Raw genomic sequence first — 13366 nt, 5'->3', positions numbered from 1 at the left:
GCTAAAACTCCTGCCTTTAATTTGGGGCAGGGTTGGGGCTTGTTTGTTTTTTTTAAAAAGTTTCATTTAACCCTTTTCTTTCTTTTGAAATTGTCTTAGACTTTGTTTTATTTTAGAAAAAAAGGGAAACGACTATGCCAGATCAAAATCAAACCCCAAATTTAAGCCTTGATGAACAGCTTTTAAATGCCCTTAAAGAAAATGCGAACTTTAAAGAGCAAGTGAAGATGACCTTGTTTTGCGTCAATGAGGTGTATCAGGTGTTTGAAAGTCTTGAAAATGAGTATTTACGCACGCTTGAGGCTTTAAAAAATAAGCAAAATGAAACGCAATCGCTTTTAGAGGATTTTAGAAGCGAAAAAGACGCTTTTAATGAGGCTTTAAGAGCACAAAAAAGCGAGCTTGAGGCGAGTTTAAATGAGGTGCGCCAAAAGCTTGAGCTTACCAGCACGCTTAAAAATGAGCTTGAAAGTCTCAAAAACGAGGTGCAAGCGGATTTTGAGGCAATGGATGCGTATAAAAATGATATTGAAGTGCTCATCGCAAAACTTGGGAATTTGCAAGAATTAAAAAATGAAATTGAGAACAAAAAAGAGCTTGCAGAGCAAACTATAACTGAACTTGAGGGCAAAAAAGAGCAAATCCTTGCTTTTGCAAACAACCTTAAAAATCAAGCCCTTGCTCTGTATGAAAGCAAAATCGCCGAGCTAAAACTGCTTCACAGCGAGCTTGAGCTGAACTTAACGCAAAAACAAAGCGAGCTTGAGACAAAGCAAGAAGAGGTTTTTCAAAGCTTAGAGACGAAAAAAGAGCAGACAAAAAGCGAAGTGAGCGAGTTTGTGAACGAACAATTTGATCGCTTAAATCAGCACATCGCGTCCCTAAAAGAAAGCCTTGATGAGCTTGATTTTGTGAGTGCAAAAGAGCCTGCAAATGCTCGCCTTGAAAATACTTGGCTTGATCTCAATGAAGCGGTGGTGAAAAAATATATCCAAAACCCTGCCATTTCGTTTTTTAGTGCTGATGAGCCTGAGTATTTTGCGCGACTTGATGATGCCTTTTATAAAAACGATACTGATGAGCTTTTTCTTTTTTTAAACGATATTCACGGCAATAATTGGCACAAGATCAATCAAACGCCTTTTCGTGCGGATTTTCAGTGTCAGCAAAAGCCTGTTTCAAGCGATACAAATCCTATCAAAGCGGGGCAAACTTGGTTTAAGATGGATTATTTAGAGCTTTTTTACCGCGAAAATGAAAGCTGGGTGCAAATCTCTAAAAAGCTTGAGCAGGTGCGTTTTGAGCAAGATGATGAGCCGAGTTTAAATGTCAAGCTTAATGATATCTGGAAAAAGGGCGAGGAATTCTTTTTATATGTCAGCGTAAATGAAAATGATACTTTGGTGCAAAAGTGGATAGCACTTGAAAAGGCGTATTTGCACGCTAAATTTTTTCAGATGAATGAGCCTATCAACACTCAAGCAAGTGCTGGGGCTGATGAAGTGCTTGTGAATATGTTTGATCTGTGGTTTAAAGGCGATGAAAGAGAAGTGTTTGTGTATCAAAAGCTAGGGCAAAACTATGACTTCGTGCGTTTAGACGAAAGCAAGCAAAGGGCGCGTTTTCAAGGGGAAAGTGCTCCTGATGAGCTTTTAGAAAATGATTTGTGGTTTCATCATCAAGCAGATAATATCTATGAAGGCGAGCTTAAAAGCTACACTGGCACGGCTTCAAATACGGGCTTTTTGAGCCTTAAAGCTTGTTTGAAATACGCCCGCTTTCATCAAGAACTTGAGCCAAAGACTGCAAATGCTGGGGATTTACTTTTTAAGCCGTATTCAAATGAGTTGTATTATTATTTTGTGGATAGTAATGTCGCTATGTTTAAAAAGATCAATCTTGAGGGCTCTTTTGCTTTTGAACAAGATGATGAGCCTGAAAATGCGAATTTTGCTGATGTGTGGAAAAAAGGCGATGAGCTCTTTATCTTCGTGCGATTTTACACGAATTTTGAGTGGCGTGTGATAGAGCCAAATGGGCTTTTGCCTTATATTTTTGTCAATGAGCATGATAAAAGGCTTAAGATCATCGAAAGGCTCATCTTGCCAGATGAAAGTCTGCCAAACAAATACAAAGAACTTTTAGAGATTAAATACCCGCAACAGCTGACAAATAAAGCTTTTGTGGATAAAACTAAAGCCGAGTTAAGCTCTCATTTACACACTGCAAAAACTGAGCTTCAAACAAATATTACTAATACTTACAATCGATATAATTATGATTGGGTAAATAATGCAAACAACAACGCAAGCATTGACTTTAGAAAAGGTATAAACTTTAAGCTTAATCTTACTTCAAATCAAGCTTTAAGAAGTGTTTCAGTGGCTGGGTGTGAAGGCAAAAGCGGTATGATTTTTGTCAATGGTGCCAATCGTATCACAGGCTTTAATGCCCCGTTTAACTGGCGGATCTCGCAGAGCAATTTTAACAGCTGGGAGCTTTTTAGCTACGGCATTATAAACGGCGTAATCCGCTTGGTGCGAAGCTGACAAGGAATAACAAAGAAAATGAAAATCCTTGTTAATAATAATGCGCCTATTAATTTCACAAACACGCATTCAAGCATAGCTTTTACACCACATCAAATCACACTCAAACTTAAAGCTTTAATCACTCAAAGCAAATACGATGAGCTTTATTACACTCATGAAAGGATACACACCATCGCTGAAGTTTGGCTGAGTAGCTCTTCAAATGCAAATTTTTCTGGGGCAAGCTCAAAAACTTTAGTCCAATTTTACAAAAATCAAGCCCGCACACTCAAAGAAGTAAGCACTCAAGTGCCTTTGAATACTTATTATCGCATTGATTTAGTTTTGCATCAAGTTTGGGAAGAATCATACAAGGTCTTTCACGGGTTTAAGGGCTACAAAACGCATTACAGAGCCAGAAGCACTTATCATTATACTTTAAAATTAAGTGATTTTGAAATTTTGAGTTTAGAGCTTGTGTGAAGGGGTGGCAAGAGCTTTTGCGGAGCTTTTGGCAAAGAGATGACTTTGCGTGCTTTTAATAATCGTGTTTGTTTCAAATAAAGCTGATGAGCAAGATAAAGGCTTGGGCGATGAAGATTTTAAATCTATAAAAAAAGGATAAAAATGTCTATTTTATTTGCAAATTTCACTCTCAATCAAAGCTTAAAGGCTAATGCGTATGAAAGCGAAGTGTTTCATTGTGCTAGGCTTTGAGGCTATATATTTGCTTTTTAATCACGCAGGAAGCTTACGCTCAAGCACGATTTGCAACGCAGGTGGGTGGGCATAAAAATCATAGAAAATATTGGGATTATTTTGAGCTTTTATGTTTTCAAGGGCTCAGCCAAACAAATCTCAATGAGCATTCAACCTTGCTTTCACAAAGTAAAGGCGAGGCTTTGGCGATTAAAGAGGGGGTTTTTGATATCCCTGCAAATAAATTTTTTAAATTGCGTTTGCGTTTAAGAGAAAATGGATATCATTACTATAAAAATAAACTAGGCAGAACAAAGAAAAATTATTTTGATAATGAGCTTTCAATAAGTGGCAAAATAGAGCTTTTTCAAATACAAATTTTATAAATTGCGTAAAATGAACGCTCAATCTTAAGCCAAAGCAAGAGTTTGAAGCCCCATAAATGTTTTAATGCACACTTTCTTGCACATTGAAAGGCTTGCTGTTTGGTTTGCAAAAGCTTGGCTCACAGACTTAGCATTTTGCTTTAGCTTTCGATTTTTCGGGTGTATTTGTGCATCACTTTTAAGAGCTCTTCAAGATCAAGGCTTCTTTCATAAAACTTTAAAAAAGGCTCCACCCAAGCGGGGATTTCTTTAAGTTTCCAGTTGGCTACTGAGTTATAATTCATACCCACTAACTTTGAAAACTCATCTTTGCTCAGCTTTAAGGCTTTAAGCTTGTTTGAGAATTCTTCATAAGTCATCACGCAACCTTTGTTTTAATTTAAAATGTAATTATATCAAAAAAAAGTTAATTAAAAGTTAAAAAATTCTTGATAAATTTTAATTTTTAGTGTATAATTATAATGTATTTTTAACATATCATTAAAAATACAAATCCAAAAAAGAAAGGAAAAAAGATGAAAAGACTAAGATTACTAGCCCTAATCTTAAAAATCGCTTTTTGCATTTTAGCGATAGTCAAACTCTTAACGAGTTAGACAAAAAGCCCTTTTTAAGGGCTTTGCGACTTTGCCTTTTCATCTTGAAACATTATAACATAAAAGGAGTAAAAATGAACTTAGATTTTATCTTAATCCTCATACTAGCACTTTGGCTTGGTATTTGTGAGTTTCGTATCAAAAAACTTGAAGATAAGCTTAAAAGGAAATGATTGGTATTTTGTTTTGAGTTACAACCCTGTAAAATATCGTTTTTGCAAGGATAGCGGGCGGGTGTTTTGCTTGCTTGTGATGACTGGGTGAGCTTTTAACCCTTTTTTGCATTTTGTGTTTTGTTTATAATACAAGGCAAAAAAAGGAATAACAATGCTTTACAATACACACAAAAAAGAGCTGCTTGAGAGTGATATTTACACTGATGAACAGGGTAATACTTGGTTTGTTTCTAAGCTTGAAAAGGCTGATTTGAGGGCTTTGGGTTTGGCAAGTGTTAAAGAGCTTGCAAAGCCTAGCTTTGATGAAAGAACGCAGTTTTTACAGCGCACTGGCAATTTTAATGAAGCTGATTTTGAGTATATTTTATCTTTTGAAGCCAAAGACAAGCCTTTAGAAGAGCTTAAGGCGCTCAAACTTGAGGATTTAAATGAAGAATACGAAACTTTTTTAGCTAAGCCTTTGCATTTTAAAGAAAAAGAATTCCGCGTAAGTGCAAGTGAATTTGGGCTTTTAAGCACCTATCTTAATCTTTTTTCTTTGCTTAATGGCGTGCCTGAAAGCTTTGCTTTTATCAGCCTTGATAATAGCTTTGTCCGCCTTGATCTTAGCGAACTTACAAAACTTACGCAACTGATGAGCGAAAGGCTAAATGAGGGGGCTTTGAAGCTTAGAGAGTGCAAAAATGCACTTTCAAACGCTCATTCAAAGGCTGAGCTTGAAACAATCACTTTAGGAGCAAATGATGAATGAAATGCAAACGCTTGATCTTATCGAGGAGCAAAGTGGGTATTTAAGGGACTTAATCGCTGAGATTAAACAGCTTGTGGCGAGTTTTGAAGCAAAGGCTGAGGGTTTTAGTGGTATGAATACTGCTGGTGTTAAAGCTGAGATTGCTGCGGCTTTAGCGGCTTTAGAAACTGAGTTAAAGCGTCAATTTAACGAGTATGAAAGCCAAAAACAAGCCGAGTTTGAAGGCAAGATTAACGAGCTTTTGGCTCAGCTGGCAAGCGGAGTAAGGTTTAAGGGGCATTTGGCAGGTTTAGCCGAGCTTGAGGCGATTAAAAAGCCTTTGAGCGGGGATTTATACATCGTTGGCGAGGGTGCAAATGAGCAGTGGTTTATCTACGATGGCAGGGAATTTAATGATATTAATACTAAGTTTGATTTGAGTGATTTTGCGCGAAAAAGTGAGCTTGAGGCAGGGTTTGTGAGGGTTGAGGATAGCTTTGAAGCAAGCCTTGCAAGAATTGAGCAAGATATCATCGCTACCACGCAAGCACTTGAGGCAAAAGCCGAAAAAAACGAGCTTGAACGCGTCATCACTGAAAAAATCACACAACTTGGCGGGGGTGCAAAAGGCGACAAGGGCGAACAGGGTTTGCAAGGCGAGCGTGGAGAAAAGGGAGAAAAGGGAGACAAAGGCGATGCTTTTGTGTTTAGTGATTTTACGCCCCAGCAACTTGCAAGCTTAAAAGGAGAGCGAGGCGAGCAAGGTTTGCAAGGTGAGCGTGGCGAAAAAGGCGACAGGGGCGAGCGTGGCGAACAGGGTTTGCGGGGCGAAAAAGGTGAGAAAGGTGAGAAAGGTGAGAAAGGCGACAGGGGCGAGGCTGGCACGATGGCGAACTTAACGCAGGCAAGTATTGAGCCATTTATCGCTTCAAAGGCTGAAAAAAGCGAGCTTAGCACACTACAAAACGAGCTTAATGCAGCTTTGCAAAGCAAGGCTGAGAATACAGCTCTTGAAAGTCTCTCACAGAGCAAAGCAGATAAAGCTGAGCTAGCCACTTTGACAAATGAAGCAAGGGTAAATGAGCTCATCACTCAAGCTCTAGCTGGCTTTAAAAGTCCAGCTATTAACCAAAAAAGCGAGCAGGTTTTAACTTACACTCAAGCTGAGTATGATGCTTTAAGCGAGGCTGAGAAAAACAATAACAAGCTTTATTTTATACAAGGTTAGAAAATGGCTATTTTAAACAAGAGTAAGCCTATCGATAAGATTTTTTGCCGCTTAAAAGCCGTTGATAAGGTAATGTTTAATGGGGCGCAAATTTATCCAGTAGGTGAAAATATCGGGGGTTTGGATTATGAGCTTGTGAGTGATGAAAAGGCTCAAAAATGGCAGCTTGTGCTAGCTCAAGATAGGGCTTTAAATTTTCCAACTTGGGGGCGGATTTTACCCGTAATCAACAATCAAGTTTATATAGCCTTAGCCAAAGAAGGTGATAGTGATACCGTAAGGCAAGGAAGCAAAAAGCTCATTTTTGTGAATTCGAAAAAAACACCACTTGAGTATTTGAGCTTTACTCAAGCAAATTATGCCCCTCAATCATCTTCAGCTGTGGGCTTTGTAGCTCACCTTTTAAATGAAATCGAAAAATTTAAAGATGAAGAATACTTCATCGTGCAATTAGAGTGGATGAACAAATATAACGCAAATGCTTACTATGATGCAAGTAATTTAGCGGGCTATCTCTTGGCAATTGGGTATAGTTATTTTTTAGCAAATGCGATCAATGGTGCATTTAAGGTAAGCTTTCAAATCATCGGCAAAAAGAAAGGTATGGCTGATATTCGTATCAATGAGTTTTTAACCGTGCCTGTAACGCCTGTTAGATCACACAATGGCATTACACTTTGTTCGGCTAAAAATCAAATCGAGTTTTTCGCAAATGCTACGCAAAGCTCACCTGAATACACAGCTGATTATTTGACGTATTTTCAAACACAAATCGCAACGACGCCAGATGATTTGGGCGTGGGTTGGAAGGTGGATTTGATAGCAAAAACAAATGAAAGAATGGGTTATGATCTAGTAAGAGCTGGTGGAAATGCTTTGTTGATGAATCTTTCAATCACAACAACTGCTACAAATTACTACAATTCAAATTTTGTTTTGCGATGTGATGAACTTTATACTGAAGATGATGAAAGGCTTTATCCTAAAAAATATAGTAGTGTGGCTAATGCATTGATCTTGGTATCTTTATCAAAGTCAATGCAAAAATCTTTTGTTTTAGATGCAAATTTGCAAGCAAATTTTGGTAGTGAAGAAGATGATGATTATCTTATATCATTAGAATGTGTTTGCTCAAGCGCAAGTCAAAATAATACTTATAAATTTTTTGATATATACACTCAAGATAGTGGGTATAATTTCAAAGCAAGGGTAAAAGGCACAACAGTCTATAGAAGTGGCAGTGCTACGATACGACTTGTCAAATATGCAGCTAAAAACAAGGCTTTAAAATTACATAAAAATCATTATGTGTTTAGAAATGGCACTGAAAATGGCGTTGGAGTGGATAGAATGAGTTTAGCACAGACTAAAAGCACAGGAGCCGTGATAAGTGCAAACTTGCAATTTATGAATAAAGCAAGTGGAGGAGATGGCGGAAAGCTCATAAATATGGCTGATTATGATACAAGGGTGTGATTTAGTAATTTTCACACCCCAATCAAAAAGCCCCTATAGTATCGTTTTATGCAAAATATGAGTTTGCGCGGGCATTTCTCCGTAGCGTGCAGTTTGCAAGCTATATTAACCCTTTTTATTATTTTATTTTTCTACTACACTACTTGCAAAAAAAAGGAGAGTGTATGCTAGAAAATAAGTATTTTAGCCAAAAAGAATTTGAGTGCAAGTGCGGAAAATGCACCTTGCCAGCGGGTATGCCAAGTGATAGGCTTGTCGAGGTTTTGTGCGAGATTAGAGAGCATTTTAACGCACCTTTGATTATAAATTCTGCCTATCGTTGCAAAGAGCACAACAAAAAAGTGGGCGGAGCACCTAACTCAAGGCACACGCACGGGGACGCTGTGGATTTTATCATCAAGGGCGTGCCTACTCAAAAGGTGTATGAGTTCGTGCTTGAAAGATATGGCGATGAGCCTTTTGGTATCGCTATTAAGCACAATTTAAATGACGCGTTTCGTGGCTTTGTGCATTTAGATACTAGAGGCGTGAAGGCGCGTTGGGTGTATAAATGAGTTTCATTTTTAAGATTGTGAGCTTTTTTGGCTCAAATTCTGGGCTTTATGTCCTTGCTGGGGCTTTGATAAGTCTTGTTTTGGCTTGGGTGGGCTGGCTTTTTTATGCTTTAGATGAAGCAAGGCTTGCAAATGAGCTTTTAAAGAGGGATTTAAACACGACTTTAGAAGCAAATGTCAAGTTTGAGGCGGATTTAAAGGCTTTAGAGCAAAGAAAAACACAGGAGCTTCAAGCCCTTGCTAGCGTGAGTAAGGCGAATGAAAAGCTTAACGAAAGGGTCGTGTATGTGCAAAAAATTTTATACAAAAACAAAGATAATAATCTTACTGAGCTGTTTAATGCTGTGCTTGAATGCTTGTGGGGCGAGGACGCAAACACAAGTTGTCAAGCAAAGTGAGCTTGTGTATATCAAAGTGCCTCCTAACCTGCTTGAAACCCCGCCTTTGCAAAAGCCTAAAGTCGTAAATGAACTTGATATTATTAATGCGTATTCATATCTTTTTTATCATTATAAAAAGCTTGAAAATCAGCTCAAAGCGATACAGACTTTGCAAAATGATGGTGCAAAATGAAACTAAATTTTGTTTTGATTGTATTTTTGATCGCTGTTTATGTGATTTTTAAGGGTTTTGTTGATGAGTATGTAAAGATTAATGCTGATTTGAAAGATAAAATCGATATTATGTTTGCTGAAACAAGGGCTTTGAGTGTGAAAATGAATCTTGATGAACGCGAGAAATTAGCTTTTTTAAAGCTTTCAAAAAATAATGAAGTGTTTAAGGGCACGGGGTGCATTCAGTGTCATAACACCATAGCTACGGCGTTGCCGATTAGGAAAATTTCAGTGAGCGAGGCGATGAATATCGTTCGAACTGGCTCAAAAAGAAGCCTTGAAGGTGGAATGCCTTTGTATCTAGCGCGTGCAACAAGGGATAAGCAAAGTATCACTGATGCGGACTTAAAAGTCAGGCTTGATGTGCTTTACACGGAGGAATTTTTGCGTAATACGACGCAAGATTGGCACGAGGTCAAGTGAGTTGAAGGGTTGAGTTGAAGGGCTTGGCAAGAGCTACCCTGCGCGCTTTTTGCAAGAAAGTAGCTTGGGGGAAGGCTTTGCGAGAAATTGGGAAATTGCAAGGTTTTTTGAGATATTTTGAAGCGATACCGCCTCCTTTTTTTGTAAGCTAAACGCAAGAAAGTAAGGCTTGTTTGAGGTGATTTGTCGGGCAGGGTTTGGGATATTATCTTGCAAAATCGGGCAGGGTTTTTGCTGCAAGATAATGATAAAGGGTTTTAAAATGAATAATGATGTTTCTTTTTTGAGTAAGGTTCTCATTGCTTTGTGTGCTGGGGTGTTTGGGGTGGCGATCGCGATTTGTTTGCAGCATATCAAAATCTTTTCAGTGAGCAAATGGCTGATTTTGCTGAGCGTTGCGGTGCAGTTTGTGCTCTCGCTTGGGCTGTTTTTGGGCACGATGCTCGTTTTTGCTTCGGCTCTTTTGCCTCAGAGTGTGCCAAATGATGATTATTCGGCTTTGAGCGTGGCGTATTTTATCAGCACTATACCACATATAATAATTACAACTTTGCTTATCATTTATGATAAAGAAATTAACGCTTTTTTGAAGAAAAGATATAATGATGAAAGTAAGGAAAATGCCCTTTTTTTCACGCCTTTGCACGAGCAAAATGTAGAAAATGAGGAGGCGAAAATGAAAGGTCAAAGGCTTGCAAATGAAGATGAGAAGGCGAAAGAAAGCCCACCAGCAAGTGAAAACAAGGGTGCAAAAGATGAGCAAAAAGCGTTGAAAACTAAAAAGGACGTGTGAAGTGGGTGAAGTGCGAAATCAAACTTAAATGACAAGCTTGCAAAAACAACTCCTTGAGCTTATCAGGTAAATTTGTGATGATGCTTGATCTTGTATGAGAGCTTTTGGCATTTGGTTTGAGTTTGGGTGGTTTTGAGTTGAGCTGCCCCGCGCCATCCTCTAGCACGAGAATGAGTTTGTATCGCCCAGCCCCACACGATTTGCGTTTGCTTGGCTTTGGCTTGTCGCCCCACACGAGAGGGCGGAGGGGATTTGAGTTTTTGGGTGGAAAATGGCGGCGAATTTGGATTGAAAAATGCTGTTTTTGTCGTAAAAATGCACTTTGGGGAGTAGAATTTTTAAAGAATGCAAATGCAAAAGTGCGAAAACTTGTTTGATGAGGCGGTGGGTTTGAATGGTGGAGCTTTGTTTGGATAGGCTTTGGGCGAGTGCTGGTGCATTTGAGCGTGAAGGTAAGAGGCGGTGGCTGGGGTGCTTTTTAGGGCTTTTGAGCGGTAGTGTGCAAAAAAATTGCACTTTTTTTGCATTGGGGTTGTAATTTTATGCTAGAATGCTACTCAAAGTTTTTTGAGTTTTTAAGGCGAAAAAAGCAAAAAGACACAAAAAAATAGCTGCGATAACTAGAATATGAGTTGTGAAATTTAAGTGCTTAAAATTTCTTCTCTTCCACATCTTTGAGTATGCTACTTGCTATATCATCTACGCTTTTAGAGATTACTGAAGAATCATTAGCGATTTTTACATTTTCTTGAGTCATATTTTCGATCATGGTTACGCTTTCGTTGATTTGTGTGATATCATCGGTTTGTTCTTTGATACTCTCAGCCATTTCGTTTATATTTTGTGTAAGTAAATTTGCATTTGCTTCTATTTCGCCTAAAGATTTTTGTGTTTTTTCAGCAAGTGCTTTTACTTCTTCAGCAACGACTGCAAAACCTCTTCCATGCTCGCCAGCTCTTGCTGCTTCTATGTTTGCATTAAGGGCTAAGAGATTGATTTGATCGGATATATCTCTAATGATAGCGCTTATGTTTTTGATCTCTTCGCTTTGAGTAAGAACTTCATTTGATTTGCTAGAGACATTTTGCATAGAAGAAGTGATTTGCTCTAAAGACTTTGCTGTTTCTTCAAGGGCTCGTGCTTGAGAATTTGAGCTTTGCTCTAAAGACTGCACGGCAAGGCGGAGTTTTGAGCTTTCATTGCTAAGAGTATTTGCAAATTTTGAGCTTTGTTTAAGCATTTTGATGATTTCTAAGCCAAGTGCGTTTGTTGTGATTTCAACATTTCCTTTAGCATTTGCTACGCTAGTTGTAAAATCTAAAGCCTTGTAGCTATTAAACACTCTTTGAATTTCATTCATATCAGCGCCTATCTTTTCTTCAAGCACATTAAGAAGATTGTTAAGTATGTTTTTAAGCTCGATAAGTTGAGGGTTTTTAGGGCTAGCCATAATCCTTGCGGTTAAATCCCCATTTTCTACCACATGGACGGTTTGCACAGATTGTTTTACAGCGTCTTGATCTTCTTTGAGATTATGCTGAATGGTGATAATGCTTTCATTAAGCATTTTTGCCATATTGCCAAGCTCGTCATTTGTATCGATTTTGATTTTTTGAAATTCTACTTTTTCATGATTTAAAAAACGAAAGAAGCTATGTAAGGCTTTGACAACTAGAGGAATTTTTGAGCCTATGATCTTATTGACTGAATAATACACGATGAGCAAAATAATAAGAGTAAATAAAGCAGAAAGTGCAAAAATAGTCAGTTCTAATTTTTTCAAAGGTGTCAAAACAGCATTTTTAGGCGCTGTAACAACCAAGCTCCATTGACTTGAGTTTTCAGTGGTAGAAAAAGAAGCGACGCTGATATAGCTAAGCTCTGAAGTCGTGGCTAGGTAATTATCAAAAGTGGCATTTTCATTTGCTTGGATTATCTTTGCGATCGTTTCAGCTTGTGGTGAGGTATTGACTTCTAGGAATTTTTTCAGGATTAAATTCTCATTTTTGTGTATAGCTATGGTTCCATCTTGAGTAAATAAAACCCTTAAATTTCCTTCATAAAGATCAAGTTTAGGATCAAGCAAAAGCTTTGAAAATTCCGCAAAATCAAAAGTATAAGCCAAAACACCTATAAAATTTTCCCTTTTTGTCAAAAAGTGCCATAGCCATATTAATGCCTAAAAATTCACCCCTTCCAAAATCCAGCTTCATTGGCATATCAAAATAAATAGCATTGCGGTTAGCTTCTTTGACGCTTTTTTTGATCTTATCTACAACAGGAAGATTTTTAAAACGTTCGCTAAACTGCATGGATTTTACATGTCCAACTTGAGTAAGATCATCATCAAAATATACTATACCAAAGCTATCGTCCGCACTTTTATATCGCTTGTCGATAAATTCTAAATCATCAAGCAAAATAGAAGTATCCTCAAGGTATAAAAAAGCATAAGAAGAGTGTGAATTTGAGTCAAAAATGTTTTTAAACAAAGCTTCAAGCACATAAATATTCACTTTGTCTTTTTCTTTTAAAGTTTGATTGATAGAATGTGCAGTCGCTTTGGTTAGCGCTACAGATTCATTAAGCACGCCTTGCATATAGTTTGCATAGCTTTGCGAGGCTTGAGAGATGGTTGATTTTGCTTCGTATTCTATGCTAGAAGAAACTTGATTTGAGATGATAAGGATCAGTAAAGCCATTCCTACAATCACGATTAAAGCAACAGATAAGACAAGCTTCATTGCTATGTTAAGGGATTTAAACATCAAGTTCCTTTTTAAAATTTGTAGTTTTTGTTTTTTTTTAGATTGTAGCAAATCAAAGCTTAAATTATTTAAGAAAAATCAGTATTTTATACATTAAAGCTTTAAGCTAATAGAGTTTTGTTTTTACAAAAGCTTGCAATGACTGAAGAATAAACACCCAAACCTTAAACTCAAATTCAAGTTTAAGGTTTGATTTGAAAGTATAAAAATTACTTATGCTTTAGTATTAAAACTTCTTCTTCCGAGCATCTTCAAGAATATTTTTTGCAATACTATTGACTGCATCAGAAATCACAGAACTATCATTAGCAATCTTCACATTATCTTGAGTTACACTTTCTATATGAGCTACACTTTCATTGATTTGAGTAATACCTGCAGTTTGTTCTTTA

16 protein-coding genes and 1 pseudogene are annotated in these 13366 nt (G+C 37.6%); 11 read left to right on the top strand and 6 right to left on the bottom strand.

The window, feature by feature from the left end; genetic code table 11:
- The first annotated feature begins 134 nt into the window (after positions 1–134).
- The 3 genes from DMB95_RS00075 to DMB95_RS00065 all read left to right on the top strand — a co-directional run bounded on the left by DMB95_RS00075 (position 135) and on the right by DMB95_RS00065 (position 3616).
- The gene (locus DMB95_RS00075; RefSeq protein ID WP_142930380.1) at positions 135–2549 is read left to right on the top strand and encodes a hypothetical protein; all 2415 of its coding nucleotides are present in this window, start codon (positions 135–137) and stop codon (positions 2547–2549) included.
- 18 nt (positions 2550–2567) lie between these two features.
- Positions 2568–3014: a hypothetical protein gene (locus DMB95_RS00070; protein ID WP_142930379.1), complete on the top strand. Its 447-nt coding sequence runs from the start codon at positions 2568–2570 to the stop codon at positions 3012–3014.
- A gap of 230 nt (positions 3015–3244) precedes the next feature.
- Positions 3245–3616 carry a hypothetical protein gene (locus tag DMB95_RS00065; protein WP_142930378.1) on the top strand — a complete coding sequence of 124 codons (372 nt, stop codon included), beginning with the start codon at positions 3245–3247 and terminating at the stop codon, positions 3614–3616.
- A 140-nt stretch (positions 3617–3756) separates the two neighbouring features.
- On the opposite strand, the gene DMB95_RS00060 is transcribed toward DMB95_RS00065, so the two are convergent.
- Positions 3757–3975 carry a hypothetical protein gene (locus DMB95_RS00060; protein ID WP_142930377.1) on the bottom strand — a complete coding sequence of 73 codons (219 nt, stop codon included), beginning with the start codon at positions 3973–3975 and terminating at the stop codon, positions 3757–3759.
- A 564-nt stretch (positions 3976–4539) separates the two neighbouring features.
- Here DMB95_RS00060 and DMB95_RS00055 point away from each other — a divergent pair.
- The 8 genes from DMB95_RS00055 (at position 4540) to DMB95_RS00020 (ending at position 10206) form a co-directional block, all read left to right on the top strand.
- Positions 4540–5139: a hypothetical protein gene (locus DMB95_RS00055; RefSeq protein WP_142930376.1), complete on the top strand. Its 600-nt coding sequence runs from the start codon at positions 4540–4542 to the stop codon at positions 5137–5139.
- On the top strand, positions 5132–6346 hold the full coding sequence (locus DMB95_RS00050) for a collagen-like triple helix repeat-containing protein (RefSeq protein WP_221886032.1): 1215 nt from the start codon (positions 5132–5134) through the stop codon (positions 6344–6346). Before DMB95_RS00055 ends, DMB95_RS00050 begins: the two co-directional genes overlap by 8 nt.
- A 3-nt stretch (positions 6347–6349) precedes the next feature.
- Positions 6350–7822 carry a hypothetical protein gene (locus tag DMB95_RS00045; protein ID WP_142930375.1) on the top strand — a complete coding sequence of 491 codons (1473 nt, stop codon included), beginning with the start codon at positions 6350–6352 and terminating at the stop codon, positions 7820–7822.
- Between the two features lie 164 nt (positions 7823–7986).
- Positions 7987–8376, top strand: a complete 390-nt coding sequence (locus DMB95_RS00040; protein ID WP_142930374.1) for a YcbK family protein — start codon at positions 7987–7989, stop codon at positions 8374–8376.
- Positions 8373–8774, top strand: coding sequence for a hypothetical protein (locus DMB95_RS00035; protein ID WP_142930373.1), 402 nt, complete (start codon positions 8373–8375; stop codon positions 8772–8774). The genes DMB95_RS00040 and DMB95_RS00035 overlap by 4 nt, the downstream gene beginning before the upstream one ends.
- Positions 8725–8949 (top strand): hypothetical protein, encoded by a 225-nt coding sequence (locus tag DMB95_RS00030; protein ID WP_442861435.1) that lies wholly within the window; start codon positions 8725–8727, stop codon positions 8947–8949. The genes DMB95_RS00035 and DMB95_RS00030 overlap by 50 nt, the downstream gene beginning before the upstream one ends.
- Positions 8946–9413 carry a hypothetical protein gene (locus DMB95_RS00025; RefSeq protein ID WP_142930371.1) on the top strand — a complete coding sequence of 156 codons (468 nt, stop codon included), beginning with the start codon at positions 8946–8948 and terminating at the stop codon, positions 9411–9413. The genes DMB95_RS00030 and DMB95_RS00025 overlap by 4 nt, the downstream gene beginning before the upstream one ends.
- 262 nt (positions 9414–9675) lie before the next feature.
- Positions 9676–10206: a hypothetical protein gene (locus DMB95_RS00020; RefSeq protein WP_142930370.1), complete on the top strand. Its 531-nt coding sequence runs from the start codon at positions 9676–9678 to the stop codon at positions 10204–10206.
- Here the strand turns inward: DMB95_RS00020 and DMB95_RS00015 are convergent.
- The 5 genes and pseudogenes from DMB95_RS00015 to DMB95_RS09675 all read right to left on the bottom strand — a co-directional run.
- Positions 10190–10372: a hypothetical protein gene (locus DMB95_RS00015; protein ID WP_142930369.1), complete on the bottom strand. Its 183-nt coding sequence runs from the start codon at positions 10370–10372 to the stop codon at positions 10190–10192. The genes DMB95_RS00020 and DMB95_RS00015 overlap by 17 nt on opposite strands.
- Positions 10366–10722 carry a hypothetical protein gene (locus tag DMB95_RS00010; protein ID WP_142930368.1) on the bottom strand — a complete coding sequence of 119 codons (357 nt, stop codon included), beginning with the start codon at positions 10720–10722 and terminating at the stop codon, positions 10366–10368. Before DMB95_RS00010 ends, DMB95_RS00015 begins: the two co-directional genes overlap by 7 nt.
- A gap of 133 nt (positions 10723–10855) precedes the next feature.
- A complete protein-coding gene (locus tag DMB95_RS09835) occupies positions 10856–11296 on the bottom strand; it encodes a methyl-accepting chemotaxis protein (RefSeq protein ID WP_442861437.1) in 441 nt (146 codons plus the stop codon).
- A gap of 1018 nt (positions 11297–12314) precedes the next feature.
- The gene (locus DMB95_RS09680; protein WP_260604799.1) at positions 12315–12974 is read right to left on the bottom strand and encodes a hypothetical protein; all 660 of its coding nucleotides are present in this window, start codon (positions 12972–12974) and stop codon (positions 12315–12317) included.
- Between the two features lie 226 nt (positions 12975–13200).
- Positions 13201–13366 (bottom strand): annotated as a pseudogene (locus DMB95_RS09675) (methyl-accepting chemotaxis protein); the annotation flags it as partial.

Origin of the sequence: Campylobacter sp. MIT 12-8780 (assembly GCF_006864535.1) — a bacterium.
In the GTDB taxonomy this organism is placed as follows: domain Bacteria; phylum Campylobacterota; class Campylobacteria; order Campylobacterales; family Campylobacteraceae; genus Campylobacter_D.
The sequence above is the reverse complement of the archived record's forward strand: the minus strand, read 5'-3'. Positions and strand labels throughout refer to the sequence as shown.